The sequence below is a fragment of the Rheinheimera pleomorphica genome (assembly GCF_011634895.1).
GTDB classification, from domain to species: Bacteria; Pseudomonadota; Gammaproteobacteria; order Enterobacterales; family Alteromonadaceae; genus Alishewanella; species Alishewanella pleomorphica.
Window position 1 is genome coordinate 131156 of record NZ_SIRR01000005.1, and the last position, 16296, is coordinate 147451.

Consider the following 16296-nt stretch of genomic DNA (forward strand, 5'->3'; position numbering starts at 1 on the left):
CAGGTTAAAGCTGTTCTGTGCTTTGTGTCGCACGCAGATTGCGGCTGATGTCTGCTTTGGCTTTTAACGCCGCAATCACCGCACGATAAGCCTGCTCGGCTTGCTGATCGGCTAGCCGCTGCAACTGTGCAGCCTCGGGCACTACAGTAACATCAGCATCTTTCACTGCCGTCACCGAGACCAACACAGCATCACCGTTAGCTAAGCTGATCAACGCCACTTCCGGCTTGTCTGCTGGGCGAGCCATAGCAAAGGCTTTAGCGCGGATTTCACTGTCCAGGCTGCCACCAAACCGTGGCGTATCCGCAGCTTGCTCTACCGTCATGGATAAGGCGGCGGCCTGCTCTGTCAGGCTGCTATCGGCGATCGCAGCTAACATGGCCTCTGCCTGCTGTTTTGCCAGTAAAGCGCTTTGTTCGGCGCGAACGCCAGCTTCAACCTCGGTTTTCACCTCATCCAGTGATTGCGTGCGGGCCGGTTGATAATCGGTTACCCGTACAACGATGGCGCGCTCTTTGCCCAGCTCAATCACTTCGCTGTTCATGCGTTGTTCGATAAATTCAGCGTCGAACAATTTATTCATCACCAATGGCTCAGATAATGGCGCTGTCGCTTCGGTGCGGCTGAACAAGGGTGTGGTAAGTACTTTCTGGCCTGTGGCGGCAGCAGCATCTTCCAGCGTGTCAGGCACTTCAAAGCTCACTTCAGCCAGACGCTGTTGCAATTCATAATACTCAGCGGTAGCGCGGTCTTGTTTTAACACCTGCGCGATATCGTCCGCCACCTCAGCTAAAGGCTGCACCTGAGCAGGCTCTAACGCCACCAGCTTAATAATGTGGTAACCATAAGCACTTTTTACCACCGTACTTAGCTCACCCTGTTCTGACAATGCAAAAGCCGCCGTTTCAAAATCGGCATCCATATCACCCGGCGCCAACCAATCCAGCACGCCACCGTTTTCGGCAGAGAAGGTATCAGCAGAATGCGCCTTGGCCAGTTCGGCAAAGTCTGCACCGTTATTCAGTTGCTGCAACAAGGCTTCAGCCTTTGCAGCAACAGTGCTGTCGGCCTGTTCTGACTCCAACATGATATGCGCCACCTGACGTCGCTCTTCGCGGGTGTAACGGGCCTTATTAGCCTGATAATAGGCCTCAATTTCTTCCGCCGTAGCCTGCTCATCTGACGCCAATGCCGCGGCAGAAATTTCAATATACTCCACTGCGACCTTTTGCTCTGTCTCAAACTGCGCCAGGTTCATGGTGTAATAATCCTGCAGCATCTGCTCTGTCAGGGTAACCTGAGCCGCAAAGTCTGCGGCGTTAAAGCGCACAAAGCTGATATCACGTTGCTGCTGCTGTAACCTCAGCAGTAGCTGCATCTCTTTTGCTGTCGCGAACTCGCTGCCCACTAACCCCATCATTAACTGATTGCGTGACATTTGCTCACGGATCAGCTCGCGAAACTGCTCTGGCTGATAGCCAGCCTGGCGCAGTAAAGCGATATAACGATCGTTATTAAACTGACCGTCGATCTGAAATTCTGTCATACCACGAATAGCGTCGCGCACCTGCTCGTCACTAACACGCAGCCCCAGTGTATTGGCAAACTGTTTTTGCAGTGTTTCGTCAATCAGGCGTTCAAGCACTTCGCTTCTGAAGTTGCTCATATAGGCCGTATCTGCCGCCAGCGCAGCATACATTTCACCAAATTGTTGCTGCATACGGGCACGTTCATTCTGAAAAGCCTGTTCAAAATCTTCACGGCTGATTTTTTCGCCGTTCACTTCAGCAACATTGGTCTCGGCTGGAGTGCTTAAATAACTACCAACACCTGCCAAAGCAAATGTCAGGATCACCAGGCCTAAAATAGACTTGGCAATAATTCCCTGTGAGCCTTCTCTGATTTTTTCTAACATCTTAGCGCGATCTCTTTATTCAACTTTAAGCAGCCGGAGGGCAACGACACCTGTCTGGTGTTGCCGTAAAAAAAAACGCATCTTAACAGATGCGCTTTTTTTAGAGAAGCCTTGGGAGACGTTGGTTGCCGTATTCAGCGACCTTGTTGCCTTACTGTCATTTACCAGCGTTGGTAACAGCACTCCCAAACTGAGCTTTGCCTGTGCGGCAAAACGTCAGATTAGTTACAGGCGTCTTTTAACGCTTTACCCGGCTTGAAAGAAGGAATTTTCGCAGAAGCGATTTGAATAGTTGCACCAGTTTGTGGGTTACGGCCAGTACGGGCTGCACGCTCACGTACGCTGTAAGTACCAAAACCAACCAATGCTACAGAGTCGCCTTCCTTAAGAGCTTCGGTAACAGCGTCGATGAACGAATCTAAAGCACGACCTGCTGCCGCTTTAGAAATGTCTGCACCAGCAGCAATTTTGTCGATAAGTTGAGACTTGTTCACAATATCATCCCCTTCAATTGTTATTATTTTCAACACTTACACGTTATTAGTTCCGTAAGTGAGCCTCATCGTTATAACAAGCATTTTTTGAGCTTGCAAGCAAAAGAAGCGACAAAACTAATAATTATGGCTTTGACTGCAGCCCTTGTATAACAAGGGCTTGGTCGAAACTGTCCATAACTTAGCACAGCCAACGGGAATGAAAAGCCCCTATGCAGGATTTTTTTCCGTTTTTTTGCTTTTTGCTGAATTTTTTGCCGTATCCGGCACCGAAACGCGCTCTAAAGGCTCTTGTAGCGCCAGTTCCAGCACATCATCTATCCATTTAACCGGGCAAATTTCAATGTCACCTTTGACGTTTTCCGGGATATCTTTTAAATCGCGTACGTTGTCATGTGGAATAAGCACCCGCTTAATACCACCACGATGCGCTGCCAGCAGCTTCTCTTTTAAGCCACCAATAGGCAACACTTCGCCACGCAGGGTGATTTCACCGGTCATTGCCACATCAGCACGCACCGGGTTACCGGTGAGGCTGGACACCAGTGCGGTCACCATACCAATACCAGCACTGGGGCCATCTTTTGGCGTCGCACCCTCTGGCACATGTACATGAATATCGCGTTTTTCGTAAAAGTCTTCATTAATCCTAAGCCCGGCTGCGCGGCTGCGCACCACTGTCATCGCGGCCTGGATCGACTCTTTCATCACATCACCCAGTGAGCCGGTAAAGGTTAGCTTGCCCTTGCCCACGACCGACGCCGCCTCAATTGTCAGTAAATCGCCGCCCACTTCTGTCCAGGCTAAGCCGGTCACCTGGCCAATACGATTACTGTCTTCGGCTTTACCGTAGTCATAACGCTGCACGCCTAAGAAATCTTCCAGGTTTTGCTGATTTATCACCACCTGCTTTAAATCTTTGCTCAGCAGTATTTGCTTTACCGCTTTACGACACAACTTAGAGATTTCCCGCTCTAAACTGCGCACCCCGGCCTCGCGGGTGTAATAGCGGATAATGCCGATGATGGCACTGTCTTCAATCACAATCTCGCTGGCTTTCAAACCATTGCGACCAACCTGTTTTGGTATCAGATGCTGTTTAGCAATATTCAGTTTTTCATCTTCGGTATAGCCGGCCAGGCGGATCACCTCCATCCTATCAAGCAAGGCCGCCGGAATATTCAGGCTGTTTGAGGTGGCAAAAAACATCACATCGGATAAGTCGTAATCCACTTCAAGGTAATGATCACTAAAGGCCGTGTTTTGCTCCGGATCTAACACTTCCAACAAGGCTGCGGCCGGGTCACCGCGGAAGTCTGATGCCATTTTGTCAATTTCATCCAGTAAAAACAGCGGGTTACGCACACCTACTTTGGCCATTTTCTGGATAATTTTACCCGGCATAGAACCAATATAAGTGCGGCGGTGGCCACGTATCTCGGCTTCATCCCGCACCCCACCAAGCGCCATGCGTACATATTTACGCCCGGTGGCTTTAGCGACTGATTGCCCCAGCGAGGTTTTACCCACACCCGGCGGGCCAACCAGGCACAAAATAGGGCCTTTTAGCTTATTCACCCGCTGCTGCACTGCCAAATATTCAACAATGCGCTCTTTAACCTTCTCCAAACCATAGTGATCAGCATTAAGAATTTGCTCAGCTACGGCCAGGTTCTTTTTCACTTTACTGCGCTTTTTCCACGGCACATTGGCCAACCAGTCAATGTAGCTGCGCACCACTGTGGCTTCAGCCGACATCGGTGACATCATCTTCAGCTTTTGCAGCTCGCTGCGGGCTTTATCAGCCACTTCCTGTGGCATCTGCGCTTGCTCAATTTTTTTGCTTAAGGTTTCAAACTCGTCCGGCGCATCTTCCAGCTCACCCAGTTCACGCTGAATGGCCTTCATTTGCTCGTTCAGGTAGTACTCGCGCTGGCTTTTCTCCATCTGCTTTTTTACCCGGCTACGAATGCGGCGCTCTACCTGCAGAATGTCGATTTCACTCTCCATCATTGCCATCAGGTATTCCAGCCGTTCGGTAACATCAAAGATCTCAAGCACTTTTTGCTTGTCTTCGACCTTAAGCGGCATATGCGCAGCCATGGTATCCGCTAACCGGGCCGGGTCGTCAATGCCGGTTAATGCCGTTAGCACTTCCGGCGGGATTTTTTTGTTCAGCTTGATGTAGCCTTCAAACTGATTAATCGCAGAGCGTAAAAACACTTCCTGCTCACGGCTGTCTACCTCGGCCGTTTCAATAATATCAACGTAAGCAGCAAAGGCTTTATCCGTTTCGGTAAACTCGCTCAGCCGGGCGCGGCGGCCGCCTTCAACCAGCACTTTTACGGTGCCGTCAGGCAGCTTTAACAGCTGTAAAATAGTGGCAACGGTACCCACCTGATACAGATCGGTAGCGGCAGGATCATCCAGGGTGGCATCTTTTTGCGCCACCAGGAAAATTTGCTTATCGTTTTCCATCGCCGCATCAAGGCATTTAATCGATTTTGCCCGTCCGACAAACAGTGGTATCACCATATGCGGGTAAACCACTACGTCTCGCAGTGCCAGCACCGGCATATGCAAACGTTCAGCGTGTTCTGATGTCATTGATTCTCTCTCGAAATTAGTTACTGCAGGCGCGAATATGTTTCAGTATATGGGGTTCATTTTAAAAACTTCAATTACATATACGAAAAAGGAGCTGATTCAGCTCCTTTTTTTGTTCTGTGCCGCAGCTTAATGTGATTCTGCTGCAACCGGCTCGCTGCTCTGATAAATCAGAATAGGGTCAGTTTCACCGCGGATAACCGTCTCGTCAATCACGACTTTGGCTACATCCTGCATCGACGGCAGCTCGTACATGGTATCCAGCAATACGCCTTCGACGATAGAACGCAGACCGCGGGCACCGGTTTTACGCTCCATCGCTTTTTGCGCGATGGCTTTAAGTGCATCTTCACGGAATTCCAGCTCGACATCTTCCATGGCAAACAGGGCTGCAAATTGCTTCACTAAAGCGTTTTTCGGCTGACTAAGAATTTGCACTAAGGCATCTAAATCCAGCTCGGTCAGGGTTGCCACTACCGGCAGTCGGCCAATAAACTCCGGGATCAGGCCATACTTTACTAAATCTTCCGGTTCAACATCACGGAACGACTCACTGACACTGCGGCTACTTTCTTTACTGCGTACCTCGGCACCAAAGCCAATACCCGCACCTTTGGCGCAGCGCTGCTCGATAACCTTGTCCAGACCGGCAAAGGCCCCGCCACAGATAAACAGAATTTTTGAGGTGTCAACCTGTAAAAACTCTTGTTGTGGGTGTTTGCGGCCACCTTGCGGCGGCACTGAGGCAATAGTACCTTCAATCAGCTTCAACAGCGCCTGCTGCACGCCTTCACCGGACACATCGCGGGTGATCGACGGGTTGTCCGATTTACGCGAAATTTTGTCAATTTCATCAATATAGACAATACCGCGCTGGGCTTTTTCAACATCGTAGTCGCACTTTTGCAGTAGCTTCTGAATAATGTTTTCCACATCTTCACCAACATAACCGGCTTCGGTTAATGTCGTCGCATCCGCCATGGTAAAAGGGACATCCAACAGGCGCGCCAGGGTTTCCGCCAGCAAGGTTTTACCGCTACCGGTTGGGCCTATCAGCAAGATGTTACTTTTACCCAGCTCAACATCTTGTTTGTGCTGCGCGCTGCGTAAACGCTTGTAGTGGTTATACACCGCTACGGCTAATACTTTTTTTGCATGCTCCTGCCCAATAACATAGTCATCCAGATGGGCACGAATTTCGCGCGGTACCGGTAATTTATCGGCATCACGTTTCGGGGAAATATCTTTAATTTCCTCGCGGATGATGTCATTGCATAAATCAACGCATTCATCACAAATATAAACCTGTGGGCCTGCAATCAACTTACGCACTTCATGCTGTGATTTGCCACAAAAAGAACAGTACAACAACTTACCGTTCTTATCGCCGTCAGTGCGGTGATCGGACATGTATCTACCTCTTTCACTGCGGTGCAGCCCTAAAGCGTTGGGCCGCGCCTATAATTACTTCGTTTCTCTTTGCGTTAATATGGCATCTACCAGGCCATATTCCAAGGCTTGCTGCGCACTTAAGAAGTTATCGCGCTCAGTATCCTTACATACCTGCTCATAACTTTTACCGCTGTGTTCAGCCATCAGGCGGTTTAATTTTTCTTTTATGCTTAAAATTTCCCGGGCATGAATTTCAAAATCCGTTGCCTGGCCCTGGAAGCCGCCTAACGGTTGGTGGATCATCACCCTGGCGTTAGGTAAACAGTAGCGCTTGCCTTTAGTACCACCAGATAACAGGAAAGCCCCCATGCTGGCAGCCTGCCCGACACAGACAGTGGCAATGTCTGGTTTGATATAACGCATCGTATCGTAGATAGATAAACCAGCGGTAACCGAACCACCTGGCGAGTTGATATAAATATAGATGTCTTTTTCCGGATTTTCTGATTCTAAGAACAATAATTGCGCCACAATCAGATTAGCCATGTGGTCTTCCACCTGACCGGTTAAAAAAATGACCCGCTCTTTCAGTAAACGTGAGTAAATATCAAAAGAGCGCTCGCCTTTGGCGGTTTGCTCAATAACGATTGGTACCAGAGCGTTTACTATGTCGTTCAGATGTTGCGGCATAGACATATTATAGGGTTCCCTCTAAATGGCTGGATTTTACTGTTGCGGAAAATAAAATGGCCCGAACTGTTGTCCGAGCCATTAAAGCCGTCACGCCAAAATAAGTCAACGTTAGTTGGCAGTTTGCGGGTTCATTATCTCGTCAAACGCGGCTTTTTCTTCAGTGACTTTAGCACCGGCCAGGATCACTTCAATGGCTTGCTCTTCTAACGCAACATTACGCATGCTTTGCAGCAGTTCTTTGTTGCTGTTGTAGTACTGCACCACTTCTTGTGGATCTTCGTAAGCTGAGGCGACAGTTTCGATTAACGCCTGTACCTTGCTGTCATCAACTTTCAGCTCGTTGCTTTTGATCACTTCACCCAGCAGTAAACCTACCTTAACGCGATCTTTTGCCTGCTCTTCAAACAGTGACGCTGGCAGCTCTGGTAATTGTTTCGGGTCCAGGTTGTTGCCAAAACGCTGCAGGGCTTGTTTGCGCAATACGTCAACTTCACCTTTGATCAGCGCCTGTGGTACTTCTACGTCATTATTTGCCAGTAAACCTTTGATCACCTGGTCTTTAACCTTGGCTTTGATGTTCTGGTTCAGCTCTCGCTCCATGTTTTTACGCACTTCAGTTTTCAGCGCATCAACAGTGGCTGTTTCTAAACCAAACAGCGCAGCGAATTCATCGTTCAGCTCTGGCAGAACCTGCTTCTCTACCGTATTTACCGTCACGGCGAAGCTGGCAGCTTTACCTTTTAAGTTTTCAGCGTGATATTCTTCTGGGAACGTCACTTCAACAGTCACCTGCTCACCGGCTTTTTTACCGACGATACCGTCTTCAAAGCCTGGGATCATCCGGCCCTGGCCCAGTTCTAATGTGAAGTTAGTCGCTTTACCGCCTTCAAATTCTTCACCATCAATAGAACCGACAAAATCAATTACTACGCGATCGCCTGTTGCGGCTTTGCCTTTTTTCTCTTCCCATTTCGCGTGTTGTTTACGCAGGGTTTCAAGCATCTTGTCTAAATCAGCATCGGCAATTTCAACAACCGGCTTGTTGACTTCAATTTTATCCAGATTCTTCACTGCAACTTCCGGATACACTTCGAAAGTGGCTTTAAATTCTAAGTCTTTCCCCTGCTCAAGTTGGCCAGGAGCAAAAGTAGGTGTGCCGGCAGGTGTCAGTTTGTTAGCAATGATCGCATCGTAAAAATGACGCTGCATTTGCTCGCCTGCCACTTCCTGCAATACCGCTAGGCCATAACGCTTTTGGATCAGAGATACCGGCGCCTTGCCCGGACGGAAACCGTCGATACGCTGACGTTTGGCCAGATCACGTAAACGGCTTTTTACTTCAGCATCAATTTTATCGGCCGGTACGGTAATGGTGACCTGGCGCTCTAAACCCTGAGTGGTTTCCACAGAAACTTGCATCTTGTTACCTCAAATTCAAAAACAGGCGTTTAATCAACGCCTTACTAGAGTGATCTGGTATCAAAACGCAGCACTGAACCAGACCTGTTATAAAATAGGACGCGGCATTATAGCGGGGTAAATGTCTGGCGTCGAGCCCTTAGCAGTGCACACGACAGCACCGGCGAAGGGCAAATAAAAAACGCAGCATAGTCAGGATATTACTAATGCTGCGTTGTGCTTTATTGCCGGCTATTGCCGTTAATTGCGGGTTTGGCCGTTACCTGTTACCACGTACTTCTCTGTGGTCAGCGCTTCGAGCCCCATCGGGCCGTAGGCATGCAATTTACTGGTTGAGATACCAATTTCAGCGCCTAACCCCAACTCGCCCCCATCCGAGAAACGCGACGAAGCGTTGTGCATCACTACAGCTGAGTCTACCTGGCGAATAAAGCGCTCGGCAATCGCCTGATCTTGTGTACAAATAACCTCAGTATGCTGACTGCCAAAGCGGTCAATATGCGCCATAGCAGCATCGACATCATCAACAATACGCACGGCAATTTCAGGTGCCAGATACTCCTGGCCAAATTCGTTATCTGCAATCGGCTGTGCTTGATTAAAGTAACCAATACTGGCCTGGCAGGCATGTACGATAACATCATGCTGCGCCAACGCATTAGCAACCATAGGTAAAAAGTCCGTGGCAATATGCCGGTTTACCAGCAAGCCTTCCAGCGCGTTGCATACGCCTGGACGCTGCACTTTGCCATTTAGCAACAACCCTAAGGCCATGGCTAAGTCTGCGCTTTGGTCTACATATAAATGACACACACCTTTATAGTGCTGAATAACCGGAATACGGCTGTGCTCGGTAACAAAGCGAATGAGCCCCTCGCCACCACGCGGAATGACTAAATCAATATACTGATCCTGCTTTAACAGCGCCAGCATCAGGTCGCGGTCAGGGTCTGGCACTATGCTGATGACCTCATCCGGTAATTTATGCTCACGCAGTGCCCGTTGCATCGCACCAGCAATCGCCAGACTGGTCTGAATCGCTTCGCGGCCACAGCGCAGGATCACGGCATTACCAGATTTAAAACATAAGGCACCGGCATCGGCCGTCACATTTGGCCGGGCTTCATAAATCATGCAAATCACGCCCAGCGCAATGCGGCGTTTTTCAATATTAATACCGTTAGGGCGTTGTTCAATCTGCCTCGTAGCGCCTACCGGGTCGGGCAGCGCGATGATCTGCTCGATAGCTTTCGCCATGGCCTCAATACGATCGCTGTTTAACGTGAGGCGATCGAGCATAGCGGCACTGGTGCCATTGGCATTGGCCGTGGCCACTTCGTCTTTGTTTGCCTCCAGGATTGCAGTGCTGGCGGCACGGATATGATTGGCCATACTTTGCAACACCAGGTTTTTTTGCTCAGTGGTCAGGTTGGCGACCGCTTTGGCCGCGACTGACGCTTTGGCGGCTATTGTCGCCGCTACATCGGTACTCATATTCTCTCCAATAACATCATTTCACTGCGATGAATAACGGCATTACTGCCGGCAGGGCAATAGCCCAGACAGGATTCGATATCGCGGCTTTGCTGGCCCTTGATTGAAAACAGCTCACTGGCGCTGAAGCGACTAACACCCTTGGCAATTTTACGCTTACCAGAGGCACAACGCACCAGTACCGCATCACCTGAATCAAACTCACCATGAATATTAACGATACCGCTGCATAACAAGGATGCACCTTGTCGACATAAGGCTTCAATACAACCATCATCAACCCAAATTTCACCTTTGGCGCGTAACGTATGGCGTACCCAATGTTTTTTAGCCGGTAAGGGCTTAGCCTGACCATAAAAAATGGTGCCCGGGTTTTTACCCGCTAAAATACACTGAAACCCTTCTGGTTTATGGCCATCGATAATCACGGTGTCGATACCCTGAGCGGCGGCTTTTTCAGCAGCTTCAATTTTGGTACGCATGCCGCCGGTACCAACACTGGATGACGCACCGCCCGCCAGGGCATAAATACGCTGATCAATTTTACGCACTTCAGGTATCAGGCTGGCATACGGATCCTTATTCGGATCGGCCGTGTAAAGCCCGTCGACATCAGAACAAATAATCAACGCATCAGCGTTGGCAACAGTGGCCACCATCGCAGCCAGATTATCGTTATCACCGACTTTTAACTCGTCGGTGGCGATAGTGTCGTTTTCATTGACAATAGGCAACACCTGATGGTCTAACAGCCTACGTAATGTATTCTGAATATTGACATGACGCACGCGGTCGCTTAAATCGCCATGTGTCAGTAATACCTGAGCACAGGGAAAGTCAAAACAGCGGCTCCAGAAGTTCATTAGCTGGCTTTGGCCAACTGCCGCCATCGCCCGTTTTAATGCGATGGGTACCCGTTGATGTTGAAAATTAAAATGATGACGGCCAGCGGCCACACTACCTGATGAGACCAGGATCACTTCCAGACCCTGCAGTCGGCACTGCCGGATAAATTCGGCGATGGGACGCAAATACTGCTCGCTACACCCCTGGTTTTCTGGCGCGATCAGGGCACTGCCGACTTTAAGCACGACCCGACGCCAGGATGGGTTAATCATAACTCCTCCAATGGTTGTTCCGGCGGCTATAGTAGCAAAAACTGTAACCCGGTTCCACTTGGGTTACAGTTTTATCAGCGTACAGCTACGCCAAACCAAACGTAAGACAATGATTAATATAAACTATAAACACAGGAAATACCCACCATAACAACTCATTGCAGTTACAAAAGCGGATAAAAATGTAATTTAATTACATTTTTATCCGCTGAGCTCAGGCGTATAGCTGAACATACTCGGCAGAGGGCTGCATTTGCACCATCTTTTCGAAGCGTAGCCCCAGGCGCTGCAAAATTTTTACTGATGCCATATTACCGGCCGACGTCAAACCGACAATGCGCTTAAGCTTGAGTTTGCCGTAACCAAAATGCATTACAGCGGCTGCCGCCTCATAAGCATAGCCCTGGCCACGAAACTGCGGCATAAAGGCAAAACCGATATCCGTTTCCTGCAAAAAATCGCGGTACAGCAGGCCACAGAATCCCAGCGGGATATGATTAGCGTTGTCTTCAACCAAAAACAGGCCATAGCCATGCTGCTGATAGCTTTTAATGGGGCCTTCAGCCAAATAATGCATAGCATCAAGTTCAGTGCGCACCCCTCTATCCGCAATATGCGCAATAAAGGCTGGATCATTCAGCAACTGGCAGGTAAAAGCAGCGTCCGCAGCAGTAAGATGGCGGATACACAAACGCGGCGTTTCAGCGATAACCAAAATAATTGTCCTTAATTTGCTGGTTTATTTGCAGCATACCTCAGGCAATATGATGGAGGAAATAGGATTTTTGTTAAATTTAAGTAATTGATATGTGCTAAAACGCAGGCTTTAACAAGGAAAAATAGCTGGTGATACAGAATTTGGACCTGCGACACGTGGGATTAAGAGTATCCAAACCAAGTGCGCTGTCTTGCTTTAAATTGTGGGAGAATGGTCGGTGATGCAGGATTTGAACCTGCGACCCGTGGGGTTGAGAGTACCCAAACCAAGTGCGCTGTCTTGCTTTAAATTGTGGGAAAATGGTCGGTGATGCAGGATTTGAACCTGCGACCCCTTGGACCCAAACCAAGTGCGCTACCAAGCTGCGCCAATCACCGACTGTTTTGAAGCAAATGAGATGGGGTGGATGATGGGGCTCGAACCCACGACAACCGGAATCACAATCCGGGGCTCTACCAACTGAGCTACAACCACCACTGAAACTATACTGCGCTTGTTATGGCGCGCCCGATAGGATTCGAACCTATGACCCACGGCTTAGAAGGCCGTTGCTCTATCCAACTGAGCTACGGGCGCAAAATCGAAAGCCCTACCAAGCTGTTTTCTGAACGCAGATTATATGCTGTCAGAAAGATGGTCGGTGATGCAGGATTTGAACCTGCGACCCCTTGGACCCAAACCAAGTGCGCTACCAAGCTGCGCCAATCACCGACTTTGCTGCACTGCTGCAACGGGGCGGAATATTACAGCTGAGCCGCTATAGCGTCAAACCTTTTTTTGCACAATTCAACCGATTGCCTATTATTTGAACCCATTACACAGCGGGCACTGCAGGATGGCGTTCAGCGGGTAGCTGTGCGAAAATATGCCGCAGTAAAATCATGGCAGAGACGTAAGCAGATGACAGCACAAATTATCGATGGCAAAGCCGTTGCCCAGGCAACAAAAGACAAAGTCGCCGCTCAGGTTCGCGCCCGGGTTGCTGCAGGTAAAAGAGCGCCGGGGCTGGCCGTTGTGCTGGTGGGCGTAGACCCGGCATCTCAGGTATACGTTGGCAGTAAGCGCAAAGCCTGTGAAGAAGTAGGTTTTCATTCAGTCTCCTACGACCTGCCCTCTGACACCTCTGAACAACAGCTGATTGAGTTAATTGATAAACTGAATAACGACAACACCGTCGACGGTATCTTAGTGCAACTGCCGTTACCGGCTGGTCTGGATGCTTCAGCCATTTTAGAGCGGATAAACCCGCACAAAGACGTCGACGGCTTTCACCCGTACAATATCGGCCGTTTAGCCCAGCGCATGCCAGCCCTGCGCTCGTGCACGCCTAAAGGCATTATGACCCTGCTGCAAAGCACCGGTGTTAACGTAAAAGGCATGGATGCCGTGGTCGTAGGCGCCTCTAATATTGTTGGTCGGCCGATGGCACTTGAACTGCTACTGGCAGGCTGCACCACGACAGTGTGTCATAAATTTACCCGCAACCTGGAAGCCCAGGTACGCCGCGCCGATTTATTAGTTGTTGCCGTAGGCCGGCCAGAGTTTATTCCCGGTGACTGGGTAAAACCCGGCGCGCTGGTAATAGATGTCGGCATTAACCGGCTGGACAGTGGCAAGCTGGTCGGCGATGTCGAATACGGCACAGCAGTAAAACATGCACGCTATATCACCCCGGTACCCGGCGGTGTAGGCCCGATGACCGTTGCCAGTTTAATAGAAAACACACTGGAAGCCTGCGAGCTGTATCACGATAAATACTAAAGCTGACTGGCAGCGGCAATTGCAGTAGCCGCTGCCGGGCCAGACATCAAGCCATTACTTCTTCTAGAATTTCTGGGTATTTCGACACAATTTTCAGCAAAGTTTCAGCCGCACCTGACGGCTGACGCCGCCCTTGCTCCCACTGCTGTAATGTGCGCGGTGAAATATGCAATGCCTTAGCAAATTGCGTTTGTGACAAGCCACACTTTAACCGCGTGGCAATAATTTCATTGGGCTCAACAGCATAGCTTTGGCCAACTCTGCCAGCCTTAACATCACGGATCGCCAACAGCAGTTCTTCGCCAATGTTGCGGCCAGCATCTCTTTTCAGCAGCTCTTTTTCATCAATCGGCATTGCCCATCTCCTGTGCTATTTGTTTTAGCAAGTGAGCAGGGATATTCTCCTGCGCACTCTTGGCGTAAATAACTAACAACACCAAAGCCCCGTTTTTAAGTCGAGTCGTGTAAATCACTCTGACTCCGGCGCGTTTTCCTGCTCCTGAGCGCGACCAGCGGATCTTTCTGCAACCGCCGGAGCCTGGTATCACGTCACCCGCTTCAGGGCTGGCAGCTAAAAAAGCGGCAAATTCGGCTCGTTCTTCTTCAGTCCAATAATCAGGCCACAACTTGGTAAATAGCGGTGATTCAATGATTGTCAGCATAAGCGCACCATACGCCAAAGGAGTATAAAATTCAAGTTGGCGTGCCGCTGTATGTTTACAACCCAATCACCAGTGACAAGCCAAATTGATAATTATTTGTTTATAAATAGATAATTTATATATATGATTTCAATAATTTTTGCCAACACTAAAGTGGCAGCAAAGCGTCCTTACTACTGCAGGTTATGTATAAATCTATGGCAAAAATAAAGAATATGCTTGCACTAACCCTATTCGCTTTAGTCTTGTCCTCTTGCAGTAATGCCAGTGAAAGTGATGATATTTTCGGCCGCTGGGTGATGACAGAAGTGGTTTATGATGATGGCAGTGTCAATCAACTGGAAGCCGGTAATTTTGTTGATATAAATGCGGATACGATAACAGAGGTTATTAAGGGCTATGGCAACCGGCAGTACCCCTACACCAGGCAAGACAAAGTGCTTACGCTAATTGCGGATGATGAACAAATTACCTGGCAAATACTCAGTGAAGCCACTCATCGTTTAGAAGTTGCTACTCCGATAGGGAAATACATCTTAAATCGCTGATAAATAGTCAGTTAATCATAATGACAGATAAAGCAGTATATCTTGCTGATTGACAACAGACTGGCCGCTAACGCGGCCAGAACAGCTGTTTTACCTATTTAATCCGAGAAGGATAGTATGTGTTAGGCTTTCACCTGCACTTTTTACACTGACTCTGGTTAGTAACACCACCATCTTTGGTTCTATAACCAAAAATTTTATCTAGCTCCTGCTCTGTTTTAGCTACTACTCCACATTTAGGGCACTTGTGAGGCAAAGTGATTTTTCCTGACATAACTTTTATCCTTATTACTTTGAATGATAAAAAAAACTTTATTAGTTTTCGTCACAACTGACACTTGTTTTAAAACCCACTTAGAAATCGGACTTAATCTATCTCACCAAGAAACGAGACTTACGAACTCAGGATTCTTGCTGACGCTCTTTCACCCGATCTTCCCGCTCTTTTTTAATGCGACGCTCTTTCCCTTCTTTTCCAAGCTCTACTGCTCGCCTGGCTTTTTCAATCTGTTCTTCTGACATTGAATCGGAATTTTTATCAAGAAGCTCTTGGGCTTTTTTTCCAGTCGCTTCTGGTAAATTTTTCACTGCTTCAGCACCAATCTCAACAGCCAGCATCCCAATATTGGCAACTGATTTCCCTAACAATTTTGCAGTGGATGAAAATTTGTCAGTTCCACTTCCATAAGAAAAACTATCCTTGGCTTCGTTAAAAGCATCTTTGATTTTAAAGTACGGTAACTTCATAATTTTTCCTTAGATATAGCAAGAAATAGCCCAACGAAATAGACGACAACCTCAGTCCGCCGCATGTTCGACTTTGAGGTGGGCTTATAGCCACATTGGCCGCACCGGCCCAGAAGGAGCGACAACAGCCTTTTGTTATGTCTCTGAATACGCATGAGTCAATACATTCGCTATCGAATAGATCGCTACGATAATCGGCAGCATGAACTCGAATATCGCCCTTAAGAGTGACATTGGCTTCGTTAACCGACTCCATATTTGGTATTTTCGCCAAGCTTTCTCTTCTTCAAATTGCACTTCCGCGTCATATTGGTTTTGTGGGGAATTGTCGTACATATAGCTTTGGATCATTCCCCTAGATTCTTTAATGTATTCCTCCGTCATCTTCTTTCTCCAAACTATGAAGTCCGACATTGAATACAAGAAAAAGGCTGATAGAAAATACAATAGCCCTACTGCAATTATAAAAAGAAACGTACGCTGTTCTCCGGTGCCAAGCTCAACACCAAGGGCAGTGAACTTTGTTGGTAGTGCTCCACCATGCGTGAAAAACAAAGACAACATACTAAGGCCGAGCAGCATCCGTCGTTCTTTTCTTGAAACTTCTGATAATGGGTCAACCAAAGTTACTGACATTCAAGTTCCTCTGACAACGGCCTGAGCACATAACATTTATCCGGCGGAAAAACCGTATTTAAATGCTAACTATCCTGCTTTATCAATTTAAT

General features: G+C 48.4%; 15 protein-coding genes and 4 tRNA genes. 2 read left to right on the top strand and 17 right to left on the bottom strand.

What is annotated here, in order from left to right; all coding sequences use genetic code 11:
- Positions 1 to 4 precede the first annotated feature (4 nt).
- From EYB30_RS05540 to EYB30_RS05600, 13 genes are all read right to left on the bottom strand, one after another.
- The gene (locus EYB30_RS05540) at positions 5 to 1915 is read right to left on the bottom strand and encodes a SurA N-terminal domain-containing protein (RefSeq protein WP_166837926.1); all 1911 of its coding nucleotides are present in this window, start codon (positions 1913 to 1915) and stop codon (positions 5 to 7) included.
- Between the two features lie 221 nt (positions 1916 to 2136).
- Positions 2137 to 2409, bottom strand: coding sequence for a nucleoid-associated protein HU-beta (gene hupB, locus EYB30_RS05545; protein ID WP_008220336.1), 273 nt, complete (start codon positions 2407 to 2409; stop codon positions 2137 to 2139).
- Positions 2410 to 2619: 210 nt separating this feature from the next.
- On the bottom strand, positions 2620 to 5016 hold the full coding sequence (gene lon, locus EYB30_RS05550) for an endopeptidase La (protein ID WP_166837927.1): 2397 nt from the start codon (positions 5014 to 5016) through the stop codon (positions 2620 to 2622).
- 129 nt (positions 5017 to 5145) lie between these two features.
- Positions 5146 to 6426: an ATP-dependent protease ATP-binding subunit ClpX gene (gene clpX, locus EYB30_RS05555; RefSeq protein WP_166837928.1), complete on the bottom strand. Its 1281-nt coding sequence runs from the start codon at positions 6424 to 6426 to the stop codon at positions 5146 to 5148.
- 54 nt (positions 6427 to 6480) lie between these two features.
- Positions 6481 to 7086 carry an ATP-dependent Clp endopeptidase proteolytic subunit ClpP gene (clpP, locus tag EYB30_RS05560; protein WP_166838079.1) on the bottom strand — a complete coding sequence of 202 codons (606 nt, stop codon included), beginning with the start codon at positions 7084 to 7086 and terminating at the stop codon, positions 6481 to 6483.
- A gap of 123 nt (positions 7087 to 7209) precedes the next feature.
- The gene (gene tig, locus EYB30_RS05565) at positions 7210 to 8520 is read right to left on the bottom strand and encodes a trigger factor (protein WP_166837929.1); all 1311 of its coding nucleotides are present in this window, start codon (positions 8518 to 8520) and stop codon (positions 7210 to 7212) included.
- Between the two features lie 240 nt (positions 8521 to 8760).
- A complete protein-coding gene (locus EYB30_RS05570) occupies positions 8761 to 10014 on the bottom strand; it encodes a glutamate-5-semialdehyde dehydrogenase (protein ID WP_166837930.1) in 1254 nt (417 codons plus the stop codon).
- Entirely contained in the window at positions 10011 to 11132 is a 1122-nt protein-coding gene (gene proB / locus EYB30_RS05575) for a glutamate 5-kinase (protein ID WP_166837931.1), read from the bottom strand. The genes EYB30_RS05570 and proB overlap by 4 nt, the downstream gene beginning before the upstream one ends.
- Positions 11133 to 11346: 214 nt before the next feature.
- Positions 11347 to 11847, bottom strand: coding sequence for a GNAT family N-acetyltransferase (locus tag EYB30_RS05580; RefSeq protein ID WP_166837932.1), 501 nt, complete (start codon positions 11845 to 11847; stop codon positions 11347 to 11349).
- 303 nt (positions 11848 to 12150) lie between these two features.
- Positions 12151 to 12227: transfer RNA gene (locus tag EYB30_RS05585), tRNA-Pro, on the bottom strand.
- 21 nt (positions 12228 to 12248) lie between these two features.
- A tRNA-His gene (locus EYB30_RS05590) sits at positions 12249 to 12324 on the bottom strand.
- Positions 12325 to 12349: 25 nt separating this feature from the next.
- Positions 12350 to 12426, bottom strand: a tRNA-Arg gene (locus EYB30_RS05595).
- Between the two features lie 58 nt (positions 12427 to 12484).
- Positions 12485 to 12561: transfer RNA gene (locus EYB30_RS05600), tRNA-Pro, on the bottom strand.
- A gap of 189 nt (positions 12562 to 12750) precedes the next feature.
- Here EYB30_RS05600 and folD point away from each other — a divergent pair.
- On the top strand, positions 12751 to 13611 hold the full coding sequence (folD, locus tag EYB30_RS05605) for a bifunctional methylenetetrahydrofolate dehydrogenase/methenyltetrahydrofolate cyclohydrolase FolD (RefSeq protein WP_166837933.1): 861 nt from the start codon (positions 12751 to 12753) through the stop codon (positions 13609 to 13611).
- A gap of 46 nt (positions 13612 to 13657) precedes the next feature.
- Here the strand turns inward: folD and EYB30_RS05610 are convergent, their stop codons facing one another.
- Together EYB30_RS05610 and EYB30_RS05615 are read right to left on the bottom strand one after the other, a co-directional pair.
- Positions 13658 to 13966, bottom strand: coding sequence for a helix-turn-helix domain-containing protein (locus EYB30_RS05610; protein ID WP_166837934.1), 309 nt, complete (start codon positions 13964 to 13966; stop codon positions 13658 to 13660).
- Positions 13956 to 14273: a type II toxin-antitoxin system RelE/ParE family toxin gene (locus EYB30_RS05615; RefSeq protein WP_174978728.1), complete on the bottom strand. Its 318-nt coding sequence runs from the start codon at positions 14271 to 14273 to the stop codon at positions 13956 to 13958. The genes EYB30_RS05610 and EYB30_RS05615 overlap by 11 nt, the downstream gene beginning before the upstream one ends.
- A gap of 197 nt (positions 14274 to 14470) precedes the next feature.
- On the opposite strand from EYB30_RS05615, the gene EYB30_RS05620 reads away from it, so the two are divergent.
- Positions 14471 to 14821, top strand: coding sequence for a DUF2147 domain-containing protein (locus tag EYB30_RS05620; RefSeq protein ID WP_166837935.1), 351 nt, complete (start codon positions 14471 to 14473; stop codon positions 14819 to 14821).
- Positions 14822 to 15223: 402 nt separating this feature from the next.
- Here EYB30_RS05620 and EYB30_RS05625 read toward each other — a convergent pair whose 3' ends face one another.
- Together EYB30_RS05625 and EYB30_RS05630 are read right to left on the bottom strand one after the other, a co-directional pair.
- A complete protein-coding gene (locus EYB30_RS05625) occupies positions 15224 to 15568 on the bottom strand; it encodes a hypothetical protein (protein WP_166837936.1) in 345 nt (114 codons plus the stop codon).
- A gap of 135 nt (positions 15569 to 15703) precedes the next feature.
- Entirely contained in the window at positions 15704 to 16204 is a 501-nt protein-coding gene (locus EYB30_RS05630) for a hypothetical protein (protein ID WP_166837937.1), read from the bottom strand.
- Positions 16205 to 16296 lie beyond the last annotated feature (92 nt).

Bases quoted from the DNA above. Each gene is read 5' to 3' on its own strand.
- EYB30_RS05540 (WP_166837926.1), bottom strand. From the start codon at position 1,915: ATGTTAGAAAAAATCAGAGAAGGCTCACAGGGAATTATTGCCAAGTCT.
- lon (WP_166837927.1), bottom strand. From the start codon at position 5,016: ATGACATCAGAACACGCTGAACGTTTGCATATGCCGGTGCTGGCACTG.
- clpX (WP_166837928.1), bottom strand. From the start codon at position 6,426: ATGTCCGATCACCGCACTGACGGCGATAAGAACGGTAAGTTGTTGTAC.
- tig (WP_166837929.1), bottom strand. From the start codon at position 8,520: ATGCAAGTTTCTGTGGAAACCACTCAGGGTTTAGAGCGCCAGGTCACC.
- EYB30_RS05570 (WP_166837930.1), bottom strand. From the start codon at position 10,014: ATGAGTACCGATGTAGCGGCGACAATAGCCGCCAAAGCGTCAGTCGCG.
- proB (WP_166837931.1), bottom strand. From the start codon at position 11,132: ATGATTAACCCATCCTGGCGTCGGGTCGTGCTTAAAGTCGGCAGTGCC.
- folD (WP_166837933.1), top strand. From the start codon at position 12,751: ATGACAGCACAAATTATCGATGGCAAAGCCGTTGCCCAGGCAACAAAA.
- EYB30_RS05610 (WP_166837934.1), bottom strand. From the start codon at position 13,966: ATGCCGATTGATGAAAAAGAGCTGCTGAAAAGAGATGCTGGCCGCAAC.
- EYB30_RS05615 (WP_174978728.1), bottom strand. From the start codon at position 14,273: ATGCTGACAATCATTGAATCACCGCTATTTACCAAGTTGTGGCCTGAT.
- EYB30_RS05620 (WP_166837935.1), top strand. From the start codon at position 14,471: ATGGCAAAAATAAAGAATATGCTTGCACTAACCCTATTCGCTTTAGTC.
- EYB30_RS05625 (WP_166837936.1), bottom strand. From the start codon at position 15,568: ATGAAGTTACCGTACTTTAAAATCAAAGATGCTTTTAACGAAGCCAAG.
- EYB30_RS05630 (WP_166837937.1), bottom strand. From the start codon at position 16,204: ATGTCAGTAACTTTGGTTGACCCATTATCAGAAGTTTCAAGAAAAGAA.